The sequence below is a fragment of the Bacillus sp. 7_6_55CFAA_CT2 genome (genome assembly GCF_000238655.1).
In the GTDB taxonomy this organism is placed as follows: domain Bacteria; phylum Bacillota; class Bacilli; order Bacillales; family Bacillaceae_G; genus Bacillus_A; species Bacillus_A cereus.
Genome location: NZ_JH414712.1, coordinates 216699 through 234778, shown reverse-complemented (window position 1 = coordinate 234778; position 18080 = coordinate 216699). Strand labels below are relative to the sequence as shown.

The window sequence follows — 18080 nt, the reverse complement described above, 5'->3', positions numbered from 1 at the left end:
TTTCTATGCTTTATGTGAAACTTCTATTGTTAAAGTAGCAATCTAATTGGTCGTCATTGGGAGTTTTATTACTGAGGAAGAAAACTCCCAATGACGAGTATGATTGTGCCCCCTCATGATAAAACGGATAGGTCTATGGGGAACATAACCACTAAATATGTAGTATTTAGTATCAATATCATAGAGAATGGTGGGAAGAAAAAATGCTTGATAAATTTACCCAGCAGGTTTTATTATCTAGTGAAAAATTTAAAAAAGAAAAAGAATATTGGTTAGACAAGTTATCAGGTGATGTTGAGTTAAGTAGATTTCCTTGTGATTGTCTGTCTTTAAATAATATTCAGGCTTCTAAAGAAAGTTATTATTGTCAATTCCCATCGGATATTGCGAAGAGAGCTGTAGCAATTAGCAATAATTCTAATATGTTACTGTACACTATTTTATTATCAGGTGTGAAATATCTCTTAAGTAGATATACCGATAAGGATGATGTAGTAATTGGAATGCCAGTTTTTAAACAAGGTCAAGAAGAGACGGTTTTTCAAAACAACTTTTTATTATTACGTACTCAAATAAATCAAGAAGATAATTTTAAAGAAATAATATATAAAATTAAAGAAACAATTTTAGAGTCAAATGAACATTGTCATTTTCCTTTTAATAAACTTACTCAATTATTAAGTCTAGATGGAGAGAGTAATAATCTTCCCTTATTAAATACAATAGTAATGTTAGATGATATTCATTGTTATGAGAGTACAGATAAAATAAAATCTGATATGGTTATTAGGTTTATGAAAAATGAAGAACAGTTAAAGGTTCAAGTGGATTACAATTCTACTTTATATAGTGAAGGATTAGTTAGTAGAATAGTTAATCATTTATATAATATTTTAGATATATTAATGAAAGATCCAAATAAATCTGCAATGGATCTAGATGTAATGCCTAAAACAGAAAAGAATCAAATATTATTTGATTTCAATCATACGACTAGAGTTCATAAAACATTACTTTGTGAGACTGTAACAGCTCCTCAATTATTTGAAGAGCAGGTAAAACAGAATCCTAATCAAATAGCGATTGTATGTAATGGAAAAGAAATTACATATAAACAATTAAATATAAAAGCTAATCAGTTGGCGAGAAGGTTATTAGACCAGGGAGTTAAAAGAGAATCCATTGTTGGTGTGATGATGGAACGCTCTATTGAGATGATTGTAGGCATATTAGGTATCTTAAAAGCGGGTGGGGCGTATTTACCGATTGATACCGAGTTACCAAAACAAAGAGTGGAATATATGCTGACAGACAGCGGGTGTTCACATGTACTAACATATCAAAACTCTATTATAAAGGGAGTAGCATTTCAAGGTAGTGTAATAAATCTAATGGATATTCCTTTTGAAGAAGAACATGTAGAAGATTTGCAGATAACGATGGAACCTCAAAATTTGGCATATGTTATTTATACATCAGGTTCTACAGGCCAGCCCAAAGGGGTAATGATTGAACATCGTTCCTTAACTAATTTTTTGTGTGCAATGTATGAGGACTTCTCTCAAGATATAGGGATAACTGATAATGTACTATTCTCAAGTAGTATTTCTTTTGATGTTACTATATTTGAAATATTTGTCCCATTGGTATGTGGAGCAAGAATGACTATTTATCAAGGTGAGAAGTTTGATGTACTAAAACTTGTACAAGTCATTCTTGAGGAACAGGTTACGTTAGCATATATTCCACCTACCTTATTAAATGAAATATATGATTATTTTGTAAGGGCGAATCAGAAGATATCGTTAAATAAACTTTTCGTGGGAGTAGAACCAATTAAAACAGAATTACTCGCAAAATACGATCATCTATTTAGGGGGAACCTCCAAATATTAAATGGATACGGACCTACAGAGGCTACAGTCTGTTGTACATCTTATCAATATGAGAGGGATAAAGAAATTACAACACAAAACGTACCAATAGGTTCGCCATTGTTAAATACTAAAATTTATATATTGGATTCATTTCACAGGCTACAACCTATAGGTGTTCCAGGAGAAATATGTATTTCTGGCATAGGGTTAGCTAGGGGATACATCAATCGAAAAGAATTAACAGCAGATAAATTTATTGATCATCCATTTGAACATGGTGAGAAATTATATAAAACAGGAGATATAGCGAGATGGCTACCTGATGGTAACATAGAATACTTGGGACGAGTTGATCATCAAGTGAAAATAAGGGGATATCGAATAGAACTAGGTGAGATAGAAGCAAGTTTGTTAAAATATGAGACAATCAAAACCGCCGTAGTAATACAGCGAGAAGATGAAAGTGGAGAAAAGTATTTATGTGCGTATGTAGTTACAGAAAAAGATATTCCTATTCCAGAGGTAAGAGCATATTTAGCAACCAAGTTACCATATTATATGATACCTCAACAAATCATATCCATTCAAAACATACCGTTAACACAAAACGGAAAAATAGATAGAAAAAAATTACCTCAACCTATTAATAATTTGAAATCTAGTCATCTAGAGCCGACAAATTCTACAGAAAGAAAATTAGTTGAGATTTGGAAAGATGTATTAGGAATACAAAGGATAGGAATACGGGATAATTTTTTTGAGATAGGTGGTCATTCATTAAAGGCTGCTAGGCTAATTTCTATTGTTAATAAAGAATTTAATGTGCAATTATCTATTAAATCCCTATTTAAGTTTCCTGTTTTGGTTGATTTTTCAAAATGTATATTAGAAATGGAAAAAAGTAATTATATTTCCATAGAACCTGTAAAACCACAAGAGTATTATTTAGCTTCTACGTCACAAAAGAGAATGTTTATAGTAGATCAATTCGAAGATGGTACAAATACAACTTATAATATGCCCACAATACTTAAAGTAGAAGGGGATATTTGTAAAGATAAGTTTGAAAATATATTTCAATCTTTAATTGAGAGACATGAAATATTAAGAACTTCTTTTCAAATTTTAGATGGGGAATTAGTGCAGAAAATTGAGCCTAATGTAGATTTCAATATTGAATACGTTCATGTAAATGAAAAAGATGCGGATTATTTAATACATGAGTTTATAAGTCCATTTGATTTATCAAAACCTCCATTATTAAGGGTGTTGCTTTTAAGGATAGCAGAAGAAAGACATATCCTTGTAGTAGATATGCATCATATAATATCTGATGGTTTATCAATGGGGATATTAATAAAAGAGTTTGTAGAATTGTATAAAGGAAATGAGCTTCCAAAATTGAGAGTGCAGTACAAAGACTATGTGATGTGGCAAAATCGACCTTACTATAAGAATCTAATTAGTGAACAAAAGAATTATTGGTTAACAACTTTAAAAGGAGAACTCCCGGTTTTAAATTTTCCAACCGATTTTCAAAGACCGACTATACAAAGCTTTAAAGGTAATGTTTGTTCTTTTAATTTGGGAACAGATTTAACTTTTAAAGTAAATAAGCTAGCAACTGAAACTGGTACCACGCCATATATGATTTTATTGGCCATTTATAACATACTTTTATCTAGATACACAGGTCAAGAAGACATTATTGTAGGTTCGCCTATTGCTGGAAGGTCTCATTCTGATACTAATCATATGATTGGTATGTTTATTAATACTTTGGTAATGAGAAATTATCTAGAAAATGACGATGAGTTTATTGAGTTTTTGAGTAGATTAAAACTCAATACATTAGAAGCTTATGAAAATCAAGACTATCCTTTTGAAGAACTATTAGAAGGTTTAGACTTGCATAGGGATACAAGTAGAAATCCATTATTTGATACCATGTTTGTTTTTCAAAACATGGATATGAATCCGATATCTATTGGTGAATTAGAATTTACACCGTATCCGTTTAAGCAGTCAGTTTCGAAATTTGATTTGTCATTAGTAGCAACGGAAATAGATAATAACATTCATTTAAAAGTAGAATATAGTATTAAGTTATTTAAAGCGGAGACAATAGAAAGGTTAATGGTACATTTTACAAATATAGTTGAGGAAGTAACTAATAACCCTAGAGTACGATTGCGTAATATTAATATGTTATCTATAGAAGAAGAACATTGTATTATGAATGAATTTAACAAAAAAGAGAATTCAAATTCTAATCATTTATTAGTGCATAAAATGTTCGAAGAACAAGTAAAACGGAACCCTAATCAAATAGCCGTTGTATGTAATGAAAAAGGAATTACATATAATGAATTAAATATAAAAGCTAATCAGTTGGCGAGAAGGTTATTAGACCAAGGAGTTAAAAGAGAATCCATTGTTGGTGTGATGATGAAACGCTCCATCGAGATGGTTATAGGTATATTAGGTGTCTTAAAAGCAGGTGGGGCGTATTTACCAATTGATACCGACTTACCAAAACAAAGAGTGGAATATATGCTGACAGACAGTGGGTGTTCACATGTATTAGTACATCAAAACTCTATTATAAAGGGGATAGAATTCCAAGGTAATGTAATAGATCTAATGGATATGTCTTTTGAAGAAGAACCAGGAGAAGACATGCACATGATGATAGAACCTCACAACTTAGCGTATGTTATTTATACATCAGGTTCTACAGGACAACCTAAAGGAGTAATGATTGAACATCGATCCTTGACTAACTTTTTGTGTGCAATGTATGAAGATTTCTCTCAAGATATAGGGATAACTGATAATGTTCTATTCTCAAGTAGTATTTCTTTTGATGTTACTATTTTTGAGATATTTGTCCCATTGATATATGGCGCAAGAATGACTATTTATCAAGGTGAGAAGTTTGATGTAACAAAACTTGTACAAGTCATTCTTGAGGAACAGGTTACATTATCATATATTCCACCTACTTTATTAAATGAAATATATGATTATTTTGTTAGAGATAACCAGAAGATAGTGTTAAATAAGCTACTTGTGGGAGTAGAACCCATTAAAACAGAATTACTCGCAAAATACGATCATCTATTTAGGGGGAACCTCCAAATATTAAATGGATACGGACCTACAGAGGCTACAGTTTGTTGTACATCTTATCGATATGAGAGTAATAAAGAAATTACAACACAAAACGTACCGATAGGTTCGCCATTGTTAAATACTAAAATTTATATATTGGATTCATTTCATAGGATACAACCTATAGGTGTTCCAGGTGAAATATGTATCTCTGGTATAGGGTTAGCTAGAGGATACATCAATCGAAAAGAATTAACAGCAGATAAATTTATTGATCATCCATTTGAACGAGGTGAGAAACTATATAAAACAGGGGATATAGCAAAGTGGCTACCTGATGGTAACATTGAATATTTGGGCCGAGTCGATCATCAAGTAAAAATAAGGGGATATCGAATAGAACTAGGTGAGATAGAAGCGAGTTTGTTAAAATATGAGACAATCAAAACGGCCGTAGTAATAGATCAAGAAGATGAAGCTGGGGAAAAGTATTTATGTGCATACGTAGTTACAGAAAAAGATATTCCTATTCCAGAGGTAAGAGCATATTTGGCAACAAAGTTACCACATTATATGATACCTCAACAACTTATACCAATTCACAATATACCATTAACACAAAATGGGAAAATAGATAGAAGTAAGTTACCGAAGCTAAATACACTGGGCAATAGTAATTATGTACCACCAAGAAATGAAATAGATAGTAGTTTAATTGATATTTGGAGTAGTATATTAGGCGTAAATAATATTGGTATAAATGATAATTTCTTTGAATTAGGTGGTCATTCTCTTAAGGGACTAAAGTTATTCGAAAATATCAAGAGAATGTTTAATGTGCAACTGCCATTAAGTTTATTATTTCAAAAGGCTACTATTGAACAATTAAGTGATGTAATAAGTAGGAATAAAGGAATAGACAGTGAGTGTTTAATTCCAATTCAAAATGGAACAAACAAGGATAGTCAATGGTTCATTATTCATGGGCAAGGCGGGGGTATATTAAACTATTATGATTTGGCTAGAGAATTAGGAGAGGATAAGACTGTATATGGGTTACAATCTATAGGATATGATGATAGTAGATTTCCAAACTTATCTGTAGAGGAAATGGCGGTAAGATATATAGAAGAGATTAAACAAGTAAAAAAAGAAGGGCCATATACCTTATTAGGATGGTCTTTTGGAGGAATAGTTGCATTTGAAATGGCTAGAAAATTAGAAGAACTAGGTGATAAAGTTAGTTTTCTAGGTTTACTTGATGTTCATCCTATTGAACAAGGTAGGGAGATTCTTAGTTTAAATATTAAGAATGCATTTGAAGAATTGGAAAAATTCAATGATCAGTTAGGGATTGAGAAAATTAGTTTTGAGCAAATGAGTGAAGAACAATTAATAGAATCTTTACTGAAAAAATTTACATTGAATGAAAATAGTTGTCAGCAAAATTTTGAAGATCCAATGATGAATAAGTTAAAAGTAATGATAGCTAATAGATATGCATACCTAAAATATAATTGTAAACAAAAAATAAAAGCAGATATCTTTCTATTTAATGCATCTATTAATGACATTCACCCACTAGTAGATTATAACAGATGGAATGAATATACATCAGGGGAAGTATACGCTTTGCAAGTGCCAGGTTCCCATCTGAGTATGTTAGAGAAACCGCACATTCATGAATTGGTAAAGAGTATAAAAATGAATTTTAAACAAATGCTCTTATTAGCACATGTAAATAGGTGAAATATTATTTGAAATCGTACACTATTAGTTTTCTAAAAGTCTCATAAATTCGTGTATAACATATTATGAGACTTTTTTCTTTGAGACCATTCAATAATAAATATAAAGAGGTTGGAAAATAAGTGGAAAATATGAATGTAAAATAGAATATTATCCTCTGAAAATGTTTTTTACTATTAAAAATAAATAGGAATTGTTCATTGAGAGTTTTTTATATTTATATAAGATGTTAGGTGGGAAGGAAATAATGAATATATATAAGGTACGTGTGCCAAGAAATATAGAACATAATATTATGCAGAAACTTATGTGTTTGGTCTCAAAAGAAAAGCAGATGAAAATACAGAAATATAAAAGAAAGCCCGACCAATATAGTGCCTTAATTGGAGACATTATAATAAGATATTTAATTACTACAAATTTCTCAAAAGAAAATAAAGATATTAAATATAAATACAATGAATACGGAAAGCCTTATGTTGATGAGTTAAATCATTTTCATTTTAATATATCACATTCCGAAAGTTGGGTTGTTGGAGCTATTCATGAGGAAGAAGTAGGAATAGATGTAGAAAAAGTTCGGCCCATAGATACTACAATGATTAAAAATATATTTACTGAGGAAGAATTTAATTATTTAAATTCATTAAATGTAGAACAACAATTAGATGTGTTTTATGAATTATGGACTATAAAAGAAAGCTTTGTTAAATGGATAGGGAAAGGGCTAACTATACCTTTAAACTCTTTTGTTATTAATAAAAATACAATATTTTATGGTGACATGTTATCTAATGAGGTTTATTATAAAAAGTTTACTATTGGTAAAGATTATAAGCTTTCTTGTTGTGCTTCTTTAGACAGTTTTCCAGAATCAATAATTGAAATTGATTTTGTTGATTTGTGTAATTACTTTATAGAAGATAAGCATTCTTACATAGTTTAAAATGAGCGATATTTCCCTAAGGAAAGAAAATTTTCGGGAATTTAATTTTGAAAATTCTAAAAGTAAAGATCTGAATAAGTAATTAAACTTGCTGGATACGCAATCATTTTACGCTTAATAGATTACTTTGTGTATATATTAGTATGCCATTCATTGTTTGTTTACTTAGATCAATGGTTACAATAATAATTGTTAGCGTTGTAGCTGTAACAATTAAGAGATTATCATAACTATAAATAGCGAGCCAGTAGAAGGAGTATATCTCTTTTAAAGAGGGCTCTTTAATGACTGCAGCAGTAATTTGCATCTTAACTGACAATCCGGAAAACGATACTTTTGAATGGGCGGATTTTATAGAGATGGGGCTATAAAAGAAACGGCCAACATTGTATGTATATTATTAGTAAAAAAGAGAATTCAAGTATGAATTGACAGAAAATTGATAAAAGAATTGAGAAAGCTGAAAATTCAGTATTTTGAGTATATTTTTAGCGTTGTAGTGTGTAATATATTCAGCAGAGCTATATCATAAAAAATAGGAATATAGACTAACAATAGAATTATATGTAAGTATTTATGAGTAAAAATAGTATTCGAGTTCATATAGGCTATATATCAACTGCTATACATTAGTTTAAAAACAAATATAGAAAAGTGTGGTAATGGATCCACTTAAATTATATTTGCAATCTATTATGTTTTACCTTAGCTGTTTAATAGTTTTGATTTACATATATGTGTAAATACATTTTTGTTACATGCACTTATTCAAAAGGGAGGTAATATAATAATGGCTATTCGAAAACATTTAATTACTCTTGAGGATCTTACTGATAGTGATATTAACCAAATTGTAACTCGTGGGGTAGAGTTTGCCGCAGGTAAATCGCAACCTAATCAAATATTAGCGGGAAATATAATTGGGATTTACTTCCGTAAAACATCGACTAGAACTCGATCGGCATTTTCTGTTGCAGCATTAAAAATGGGTGCACAAATTGTAACGTATGGTCCAAATGATTTGCAAGAAAATACAGGGGAGTCTATAGAAGACACTACTCAAGTACTTTCGCGAATGCTGGATGGACTAGTAGCAAGAACTGCAGATAGTCAAAAGGAAATGGAAAAACTGGCATCTCAAAGTCGTATGGCAGTCATTAATGCAATGAGTACGGAAGAACATCCAACACAAGCGCTAACAGACTTAACAACAATGAAACAAAAATTTGGTGAAATAGCTGGATTACGGGTTTTATATATGGGAGAAGGTAATAACAGTGCTGCAGCTCTAGCTCTTTCTTTATCTCGTTTTCCAGGTACGGAGTTATATCTTTTTACACCTGCTGGTTATGGAGTGTCTCCAAGTGTGCTTGAAAAATCAAAAGAATATGCACGATTATCTGGTGCTAAAGTTATTGAATGTCATGATATAAAAATGTTACCTAGTGAAGTGGATGTTGTATATACAACAAGGTGGCAAACAACAGGGACAAGCAAAATAGATCCTTTATGGAAAGATGCATTTAATCCATTTGCAGTGACAGAGAGAATTTTGACTTTATATCCGGAGGCTACTTTCATGCATGACCTCCCAGCACACCGGGGGGAAGAAGTAGCAGCAACAGTTATTGATGGACCGAAAAGTATTGTATTTACCCAGGCCGAAAACAAGCTAAATAGTGCTATGGCAGTACTTGAATGGTGCTTAGCTTACCGATACTAAAGAATTTAGCATTTATTGTGTTTCAGCTATAAGTTCTATTTGAGCTACATTCGAAAGGACATTTAAAGTAAACATGAATATAAGTTATTTAAAAGTGATTTATATTAGAACTTACAAATGTTTAATTAATTTTTTTAGATTTTAACCAAGAAAGGAAGCAAATTATGCTCAAGAAATTAGAGAGTTTAGAAAGGGTAATCGGCAACACACCTATGATTAAATTAGAGCATGAAAAGATTAATTTGTATGCAAAACTAGAATATTACAATTTAATGAATAGCGTTAAAGTACGTGCTGCTTACCATATTTTAAAATCAGCAATAAGTCGCGGTGAAGTGACTGAAAATTCTACGATTATCGAATCTTCATCTGGTAACTTTGCGGTTGCTCTTGCTACTCTTTGTAGGTATATCGGCCTGAAATTCATACCAGTTATTGATCCAAATATTAATGATAGTTATGAGAATTTTTTGAGAGCAACTTCCTATCAAGTAGCTAAAGTGGATGAACGAGATGAAACAGGTGGCTATTTATTAACGCGTTTAAATAAGGTGGAAGAACTTTTAAATACTATTCCTAAAGCATACTGGACCAATCAATATAATAATGCTGATAACTTTGAAGCCCATTATCAAGGAATTGGTGGAGAAATATCTAATGATTTTGAACAGTTAGATTATGCCTTCATTGGAGTGAGTACTGGAGGAACTATCGCTGGGGTATCTACACGATTAAAAGAAAAATTCCCTAATATTAAAATTATTGCGGTAGATAGTCAAGGGTCCATTATTTTTGGTGATAAGCCTCGCAAACGGTACATACCAGGAATTGGTGCCAGTATGATACCTGGTATGGTTAAAAAAGCATTGATTGATGATGTAATGATTGTACCGGAGGTTCATACTGTTGCAGGTTGTTATGAGCTATTTAATAAACATGCAATATTTGCTGGTGGATCATCAGGGACTTCATATTATGCAATCCAAAAGTATTTTGAAAATAAGGATGTTCAAAATACACCTAATGTTGTTTTCTTGTGTCCTGATAATGGACAAGCTTACACATCAACTATTTACAACGTAGAGTGGGTAGAATGGCTCAATACACAAAAATCAGTAGAAGACCAATTAGTTTCTTTATAAAAATGATATAGAAATGAGGAAGCAATTATGATGTATTTAAATACCAAACATATCAATGAAATGGGTGTTAATTGGGAAGAAACAATAAATGTCATTTCAAAGGCAGTAAAAAGTCTTGATTTAGATGATTTTTCTCAGCCAATTAAGCCATACTTACGTTTCGATGATCCGTCTAATAGAATTATTGCTATGCCAGCTTATATTGGAGGAGAAGTTAAGGTTTCAGGAATCAAATGGATAGCTAGTTTTCCGAAGAATATTGAGAAAGGTATTCAACGTGCTCATTCAGTTACTATATTAAATGATGCTATGACTGGAAAACCATTTGCGACGCTTAATACAGCAATGGTCAGTGTTATACGAACAGCTTCTGTTACAGGGTTAATGATTCGAGAGTTTGCCAAGTTAAGAGATTTAAATAATGTTAAAGTTGGAATTATTGGATTTGGACCTATTGGTCAGATGCATTTAAAGATGGTAACTGCCCTATTAGGCGATAAAATCGAAGGTGTTTACCTATATGATATCAATGGAATTAAAGACGAATTAATTCCTGAGGAAATTTATTCTAAAACTCAAAAGGTTAATGCTTATGAAAAAGCCTATAATGATGCTGATATTTTTATTACTTGTACTGTTTCTGCAGAAGGTTATATTGATAAGAAACCTAAAGATGGAGCGCTACTACTCAATGTTTCTCTTCGTGATTTTAAGCCTGATATCTTAGAATATACAAAATCCCTAGTTGTTGATAATTGGGAAGAAGTCTGTCGTGAAAAAACTGATGTTGAAAGGATGCACCTTGAAAGAGGTTTACAAAAAGAAGATACAGTATCAATTGCTGACGTTGTAATCCGAGGAGCACTGCAAAACTTCCCTTATGACAAAGCAATATTATTTAATCCAATGGGTATGGCCATTTTTGATGTAGCCATTGCTGCTTATTACTATCAAAGGGCTAGGGAAAAGGAAATTGGTGTTTTATTAGAAGACTAGTAAAATTATTAAAGCGCAGTTTGAAATAATTGTCTAATAGCTGCTAAATATCGGTAAACACGACTAATCATTATAGAAAATTAGTTATTTGATAAGCTTAGAATTTATGTAATTATTTGAGGAGCTGTTTTTATGAGTGAAATTATTTCGGCCTTAGATCTCTTACATCCCAAGCAAATTCGCTTTCATGAATCATATGAACACAAAAGATTGGAACAAATTTGTCGTGTAATGGAAAGCGAAGGTGTTTTACGGAATCCTCCCTTAGTATCTGAGCTTAGTGATGGTAATTATCTGTTACTTGATGGTGCCCATCGTATGAAGGCTATGATGGCATTAGGTTGTAAACGCGTTGCTGTACAGGTAGTACCTGATGAAAAAATAAAAATTCGTGCTTGGAATCATTTATTACCAATGGGGGAATGGGTAAATCATTTAAAGAAAGAACCTACAATAATTTGGTCAGGTAAGGTTATTGATAATAAACGTTTGCTTGCAAAGATTACAGAAGCAAATAAACAAGAACATTTTTTATATGTAAGGGATTTAAATAGCGATTTATTTACCCATTTAGAGATATGGCATCGTATTGTTGGTTTATATCAACATGAGTACACGGTACGCCGTCATTCAAATGATACTGAGGTCTGGCCTCATTCAAATGAAATATTGATGAGTTATCCAGAATACTCGTTGATGGAACTGAAAAAGGTAATTGAAGCAAAGTTTTTAATGCCAGCGGGAGTTACTCGTACGACGCTTAGTGGTCGGTTATTGAATTTACGTATACCACTTCATATATTGCGTACGGAAGTATATCCTGCTGGTGAATGGGAAACGTTATGTGGAAATTGGTCAAAATGTTTACGCCTTTATGATGAGCCAATATATGTTTATGATGCTTAATATATTGTTTAATGATTATGATGTATATTTTTTATTTATTTGTAAAAATTTCATTATATGATTTATATTAATTCCAAAATATTTTTATTATGTTATAAAAACTTTTTGAATTAGTATTTAAGACTAATCTAAGAGAGGTTTGTTATCGGATGGGGTAAATATTACCAAAAAAGATAAAGTGGAGATCTCTAAAAAATTAAAAACTTTCTTGGGTGATCAATATTCACTTGAATTAGGAGATTACATAAGCTTTGAGATACTTGAATTTATAATAAAAGAATTAAATCCACATTTTAATCTAGCTACAAAAAATAGGTTGGAAATTCTCTTGAAAAATATAGAGAAAGAGATATATAGTGAATTAGTTTCACATGAAAATAACAAAGTATAGGCAATATTACATGTATTTAAATGTAGAATAGTATAAACCTATATCTACATAATGTGTTGCTATTAATTTGGTAGAATAGTGAGGAACAAGAGAATTGGTAATATACAATTTTTGGAAGAGGTGGAATTGAGAAGTGAACATACTTACAATTTCATCTTTTTATTTTTGACACGCTTTTTGCAATTAAAGTATGAAAAAGGTAGCTGTACAAAAGTACAGCTACCTTTTTTAAAAAATTTCGTATACAAGAACAATTTTAGCGTAAACTTGCGCTTAATGGTACTTGAGAATAAACTGTGAAATTGTTACTATAAGTGCCATGTTTAGAAAATGAGGAAGAAATTGAACTGTTCCAACTCTTGTAGATAGATCCAGATGTATCTGCTCTTAGAAGTACGTTTGAAAAGCTAGCTTGGCTAAAAGAATTACGTCCAGTATCTTCAACGCCCTGAACCATTTTTACTGGTTCGTATTGAGAAAATGAGCCATATACAGGCTGATTTGTATATCTAGGGATTCCATTTACATACATAGTAACCGTACCATTGCCGTTATTAATTATTTTAAGGTTTACTCGATCACCATCTTTAATTGATGTATCATATTGTGTGTTCCAATACTTATTGTTTTGACCTGATTCATTATATCCTGAATTAAGAAATACTTTATATCCACTTGGTGTTTTTGAAATACCACCTTCAACTTTAGATGCTCCAATACCTAAATACCAATTCACATATCCATCCTTAACAACAACTGATTTTGGTAGGTTTATATCAGCTGCAATTCCAGTATAATTACTATTTGTAACACTTTTTATAGCACCTTCTGTAGCTGCAAAACTTGTAGTTGAAAACATTGATAGAGAAATTAGAAGTGAACCGATTAGATACATCATTTTTTTCTTACTTTTCCTTAATACTTGATTCATTTTTAAATCACCCTTATTTTTAATTATTAAATTGTATTAAAAGTTGGCCAACTAACTAAGACTTACAAACCAAAGATACATTAGGTTTAACTAAATGTATATATTTTCCTGTCATAAGTCATTGAAATGTCAAATAAATTAGATGTTTCATATTTATCAATATAGGGGGAGTTGACAGCATGAAGTGTTATGTCTATTTAAAATTATGAAGGTTTTGTTAAAAATAAGATTAAAGCTTATAAATTTGTTGGGTATAATGTGTATTACGATTTATTTAGGAGAGATAAATATGAATGGAATACCAGGGGTTTTTCAAAAGATATATTTAAAATTCTGAGAAATAAAATAAAAACAAATGAAATAAATGAATTGCTTGTGTTAAAGAATTTATTGGAATAGTTAGTAGGTAAAGGGAAATATATGATTTAAAAGGCGTGGAATTCTCATATAAAAAGAAGAAAGGTGGGAGTTATGGAAAAGACAAGATCAAAGTTAAATAATGCAACTATTGAAGGGGGGATAGAGACATTAAAAGATGAAAATGAATGTTTACGTATGGAAATCGATTATTTAAAAAAGTTAAAGGCCTTACTTCAAAAAGAGAAGAAATTACAGAATAAGACTAAGTGGAAGTTTTAGGTTTATAATTAATAGACATTTTTAGTTAAGGAAATTTAAAAGCCGTGTCTTTAAAGACACGGCTTTTAAAAAAAGGGATAACAGTTAACAACTGAAGGTACCACCATATTACCATTATTGGAATTTTTAATCCATATTATCGTGTTGATAAATAATTTATGTTATAGAAAGTGGGATGAGGAGAGAATCTTTGTAAATTTTGTAATAAGGAAAGCGAATATTGAATTTAAAGTTATGTTTAAAAAGGAATAGAATTATTCCTTTTGCTTTGCAACGTATATTAAGCATGGTTCAAAATCATGTATAGAATATAATATGATTAAATATAGTGTGGCTAAAAAATTTCAAGACAACAATTCATTGGAACGGTAAAAACTGTTTTCGGAATAGGTGTCTTTTTTGTATTGAGTAGAATATATTTTCTCAACAGGAAAAATTGTAATTATCTATAAGTATTACTTATAAGGATAATAGGAAAATAGAAATTAATAATAAAGGAGAATGCGAAATGTTAACAGTAATATCTAATAATGACCTAGCTAAAATACGCGAAGAAGATGTAGATGTAATAAGGGTAATGGCACATCCGGTTCGATTAAAAATTATAAGCGAGTTAATACATCATAAAATGTGCAATGTTACACAGTTAACAGAAATATTAAAACTTCCACAATCCACTGTTTCACAACATTTAGCAAAGTTAAAAGGAATTGTAATCCGTGCAGAAAGAAAAGGATTAGAGATGCATTATTATATTAATAATAATAAAGCACGTCAGATTGTAGAAATTTTAGGGCTGTAGATTAACATAGAAAAAAGTTTCCTATTATAAAGGGAACTTTTTTCTATGTTAATCAAAATATAATAAGTTATAAAGAAATTACAGCTAAAAAAAGAATGGTCTCAAATAAACATAAATAGGGTAAAAGAAGAATTGAAAAAACTTCAAACCACAACTTCGCACGAAATACCAATTTTACGAACAATAAAATGTATAAATAAAAATATAATACAGTATTTAGGGATTTCGAGCTCAATTGCATGAATCTCAGTATATTGGTATGTGTCCATATAATTCATATTTTATATAGGAATCATTAAATACTGAACTATTCATTGAAAATATTCATAGTAAATTACCTTTTACTATATAGGATTTTTTCTTATGTTGATCTAATTAACTCCTCATAATTATGATTAAATTAACCAATTCATGTTAGATAACGAATTTTAAACTGTTTTCATATATTGATTTTTTGTATGAATTTATATATATAAATTGTTTTATTTTGCACACCTGTGAACGTGATTTTTGTACTAATTTTTATAGCTTAATACAAATTTATCACGTGCTTATCTATAATTTTATTAGAATGACTACACTATTCTTATTTAATTTCGAGTATATTTTAGCATCCCATAATTTAATTATGTAAATAAGTCTGTGTAAAAATTGAATTTAACGCGAACTTGTGTTCGCCTCTCTTTTCTGTTATAGTATATATGAGGTGATTTTTATGGATTACAGTAAACAACGTCAAAAATTCGTACATCGTAAGAAATTATACGAGAATTTAAATGAAATGCCCTTTTACATAGAAGAATTTGTGGAGTACAAAGAATTGCATGATGCCTCTCCCTCCACCCTACTGAATTATGTATATGATTTTAGAGTCTTCTTTAATTGGCTATTATCTGAACAAATTATTGAATTTAAGCCTATTAAAGACATATCCTTCTCTGATTTGGAGAATTTAAAGAAAAAAGATGTTGAGAACTTTATGAGGTTTCTAAAACTACAACAAAACATGCAGAATTCCTCTGTTAACAGAAAAATTTCGGCCTTAAAGTCTTTATTTAAGTACCTCACCTCCCTATCAGAGAATGAAGATGGAGAATGCTATTTTTATAGAAATGTAATGGCTAAAATAGAAATACATAAAGATAAAGAAACATTAAATGCTCGTGCAAAACGTATGAGATCTAAAATATTCCATAATGATGATGATCAAGAATTTTTGAATTATGTTAAGTACGAACATGAAAAATCTTTAACAAAACATCAGTTATTCTATTTCCTAAGAGATAAGGAGCGTGATGTAGCTATCCTCTCCCTCTTTCTTGGTAGTGGTATTCGTGTAAGTGAATTGGCCGATCTCCGCATGGAAGATATAAACTTAAAAGAAAGACTAATTGATGTAATCCGAAAAGGAAACAAAGAAGATTCCGTTTGGATTACCCCAATCGCATTGAACGATTTAGAAAAGTATATGGAAATAAGAGATAACAAATACGCTCCAGGGAAAGAATTAAAAAATGTGTTTTTATCAAAGTATAAACATACTGCACAACCTCTTTCGGTTAGAGCTATCCAAGATATAGTAGAAAAATATACTAAAGCCTATGGTAAAAAAATGTCCCCTCATAAATTAAGACACACATTGGCAAATAAATTATACATGGAAGAAAAAGATTCGTTACAAGTGATGCAGCAACTTGGGCATACGAGTCAAGATACAGCTTTGTTATACACTCAACTTGGAGAAACAACTATTAAAGATAGTTTAGGAAGAATTGGAAAGAATAAAGAATAAAAGTTCAGTGATATATAATTGCTGAACTTTTATTTTTTTTATTGATAATACAATAGTGATTTAAAATTTATATTAAATTCACTTCATTTTGATATTTATTATGTAATAAATACATAGTTTAAATTATACTTTAATTAGAATTTAAACTCTCTCTTGATAGTTAACATAAGGGTTTTAAATTCCTACAAATTGCATCTTCACGTTAAATTAGCATTTAACGTGAAGATGCAATTTGTAGTTGAAGTTTATTTTGTCCCCTCCTGTACTGTCGAAAGACATTAAAATGGATGCTTTTTTAGACAAGAAAGTGGGTACTTTTTTATAAAGGAATTTGCTTTAATTATATGTACGTACATTTTTACCCTGATTTTCAATAGCAAATCTATTAATTAAAAGTGATCTTTATTTCTGTACAGTTGCGTATAACGATTCTTTCTAAAAATAAAAATACATCACTATTTAATAGTGATGTATTTTTATTTTAGTATATTAGAATAGGAATACTGGCCAATTAATAAGGAAAAGGTTACTGCATAATATTTCTCTAACAGGGTATCAATTAAAGATGAATGCTTTATTCCATAATAGAGCATTTAAATCCTAACTTTTCGATTATATCTACACTTTCTTATCTGCCAACGAAACATTAGATACAATTATCAATCCATTCCCCTTTTAGGCTCTACCAACATGATGTGGGATTCCTTTTCAGTGAAAGGTTTATGCTCAACGCCTCTCGGGACAATAAACATCTCGCCCTTAGAAATTTTCACCTGTCCATCACGAAAATCGATGAACATCTCCCCTTCAAACACAATAAATAGCTTATCCGTATTAGGATGCTCATGCCATATAAAATCTCCATTAGCTTTAAAAAACTGAATTTGATCATCATTCATTTCACCAATCACTCGTGGATACCAATAATCGTTAATTTTAGATAACTCGTCATTTAGTTTAATAGGTTGGTAATGGATAATAATCCCTCCTCATTTTTAACTTCCACTATATTACAATAATCTAAGTAAAAAGGTTGTCATTACGCTTAAAAAGAAAATGCTCCGGCCAGAAC

At 30.6% G+C, this 18080-nt stretch carries 13 protein-coding genes; 10 read left to right on the top strand and 3 right to left on the bottom strand.

Annotated features, from left to right (window positions below; translation table 11 throughout):
* Positions 1-203: 203 nt before the first annotated feature.
* Together HMPREF1014_RS24530 and HMPREF1014_RS24525 are read left to right on the top strand one after the other, a co-directional pair.
* Positions 204-6740: a non-ribosomal peptide synthetase gene (locus HMPREF1014_RS24530; protein ID WP_000884574.1), complete on the top strand. Its 6537-nt coding sequence runs from the start codon at positions 204-206 to the stop codon at positions 6738-6740.
* Positions 6741-6987: 247 nt separating this feature from the next.
* Positions 6988-7686, top strand: a complete 699-nt coding sequence (locus HMPREF1014_RS24525; RefSeq protein ID WP_001028936.1) for a 4'-phosphopantetheinyl transferase family protein — start codon at positions 6988-6990, stop codon at positions 7684-7686.
* A 103-nt stretch (positions 7687-7789) separates the two neighbouring features.
* On the opposite strand, the gene HMPREF1014_RS31940 is transcribed toward HMPREF1014_RS24525, so the two are convergent.
* On the bottom strand, positions 7790-8005 hold the full coding sequence (locus tag HMPREF1014_RS31940) for a hypothetical protein (protein WP_153601868.1): 216 nt from the start codon (positions 8003-8005) through the stop codon (positions 7790-7792).
* 471 nt (positions 8006-8476) lie between these two features.
* On the opposite strand from HMPREF1014_RS31940, the gene HMPREF1014_RS24520 reads away from it, so the two are divergent.
* The 5 genes from HMPREF1014_RS24520 (at position 8477) to HMPREF1014_RS24500 (ending at position 12844) form a co-directional block, all read left to right on the top strand.
* Positions 8477-9409 (top strand): ornithine carbamoyltransferase, encoded by a 933-nt coding sequence (locus HMPREF1014_RS24520; protein WP_001007706.1) that lies wholly within the window; start codon positions 8477-8479, stop codon positions 9407-9409.
* Between the two features lie 164 nt (positions 9410-9573).
* Positions 9574-10551 carry a 2,3-diaminopropionate biosynthesis protein SbnA gene (sbnA, locus tag HMPREF1014_RS24515; RefSeq protein ID WP_000914213.1) on the top strand — a complete coding sequence of 326 codons (978 nt, stop codon included), beginning with the start codon at positions 9574-9576 and terminating at the stop codon, positions 10549-10551.
* A gap of 27 nt (positions 10552-10578) precedes the next feature.
* A complete protein-coding gene (gene sbnB, locus HMPREF1014_RS24510) occupies positions 10579-11547 on the top strand; it encodes a 2,3-diaminopropionate biosynthesis protein SbnB (RefSeq protein ID WP_009327561.1) in 969 nt (322 codons plus the stop codon).
* Between the two features lie 132 nt (positions 11548-11679).
* On the top strand, positions 11680-12453 hold the full coding sequence (locus HMPREF1014_RS24505) for a ParB N-terminal domain-containing protein (protein ID WP_001289601.1): 774 nt from the start codon (positions 11680-11682) through the stop codon (positions 12451-12453).
* 139 nt (positions 12454-12592) lie between these two features.
* Positions 12593-12844, top strand: coding sequence for a DUF2164 family protein (locus HMPREF1014_RS24500; RefSeq protein WP_000947505.1), 252 nt, complete (start codon positions 12593-12595; stop codon positions 12842-12844).
* 256 nt (positions 12845-13100) lie between these two features.
* Here the strand turns inward: HMPREF1014_RS24500 and HMPREF1014_RS24495 are convergent, their stop codons facing one another.
* Positions 13101-13775: a hypothetical protein gene (locus tag HMPREF1014_RS24495; protein WP_001077581.1), complete on the bottom strand. Its 675-nt coding sequence runs from the start codon at positions 13773-13775 to the stop codon at positions 13101-13103.
* A gap of 471 nt (positions 13776-14246) precedes the next feature.
* Between HMPREF1014_RS24495 and HMPREF1014_RS31755 the strand changes: the two genes are divergently transcribed.
* The 3 genes from HMPREF1014_RS31755 (at position 14247) to xerS (ending at position 17008) form a co-directional block, all read left to right on the top strand.
* Entirely contained in the window at positions 14247-14414 is a 168-nt protein-coding gene (locus HMPREF1014_RS31755) for a hypothetical protein (protein ID WP_000416174.1), read from the top strand.
* A 508-nt stretch (positions 14415-14922) separates the two neighbouring features.
* Positions 14923-15216 (top strand): ArsR/SmtB family transcription factor, encoded by a 294-nt coding sequence (locus tag HMPREF1014_RS24485; RefSeq protein ID WP_000958627.1) that lies wholly within the window; start codon positions 14923-14925, stop codon positions 15214-15216.
* 715 nt (positions 15217-15931) lie between these two features.
* Entirely contained in the window at positions 15932-17008 is a 1077-nt protein-coding gene (gene xerS / locus HMPREF1014_RS24480; RefSeq protein ID WP_000386592.1) for a tyrosine recombinase XerS, read from the top strand.
* Between the two features lie 659 nt (positions 17009-17667).
* Here the strand turns inward: xerS and HMPREF1014_RS24475 are convergent.
* Positions 17668-17907, bottom strand: coding sequence for a cupin domain-containing protein (locus HMPREF1014_RS24475; protein WP_000997178.1), 240 nt, complete (start codon positions 17905-17907; stop codon positions 17668-17670).
* Positions 17908-18080: the final 173 nt, after the last annotated feature.

What these genes read in the sequence shown, in the direction of transcription:
- HMPREF1014_RS24530 (WP_000884574.1), top strand. Translation starts at nt 204, where the DNA reads ATGCTTGATAAATTTACCCAGCAGGTTTTATTATCTAGTGAAAAATTT.
- HMPREF1014_RS24525 (WP_001028936.1), top strand. Translation starts at nt 6,988, where the DNA reads ATGAATATATATAAGGTACGTGTGCCAAGAAATATAGAACATAATATT.
- HMPREF1014_RS24520 (WP_001007706.1), top strand. Translation starts at nt 8,477, where the DNA reads ATGGCTATTCGAAAACATTTAATTACTCTTGAGGATCTTACTGATAGT.
- sbnA (WP_000914213.1), top strand. Translation starts at nt 9,574, where the DNA reads ATGCTCAAGAAATTAGAGAGTTTAGAAAGGGTAATCGGCAACACACCT.
- sbnB (WP_009327561.1), top strand. Translation starts at nt 10,579, where the DNA reads ATGATGTATTTAAATACCAAACATATCAATGAAATGGGTGTTAATTGG.
- HMPREF1014_RS24505 (WP_001289601.1), top strand. Translation starts at nt 11,680, where the DNA reads ATGAGTGAAATTATTTCGGCCTTAGATCTCTTACATCCCAAGCAAATT.
- HMPREF1014_RS24495 (WP_001077581.1), bottom strand. Translation starts at nt 13,775, where the DNA reads ATGAATCAAGTATTAAGGAAAAGTAAGAAAAAAATGATGTATCTAATC.
- HMPREF1014_RS31755 (WP_000416174.1), top strand. Translation starts at nt 14,247, where the DNA reads ATGGAAAAGACAAGATCAAAGTTAAATAATGCAACTATTGAAGGGGGG.
- HMPREF1014_RS24485 (WP_000958627.1), top strand. Translation starts at nt 14,923, where the DNA reads ATGTTAACAGTAATATCTAATAATGACCTAGCTAAAATACGCGAAGAA.
- xerS (WP_000386592.1), top strand. Translation starts at nt 15,932, where the DNA reads ATGGATTACAGTAAACAACGTCAAAAATTCGTACATCGTAAGAAATTA.
- HMPREF1014_RS24475 (WP_000997178.1), bottom strand. Translation starts at nt 17,907, where the DNA reads ATGAATGATGATCAAATTCAGTTTTTTAAAGCTAATGGAGATTTTATA.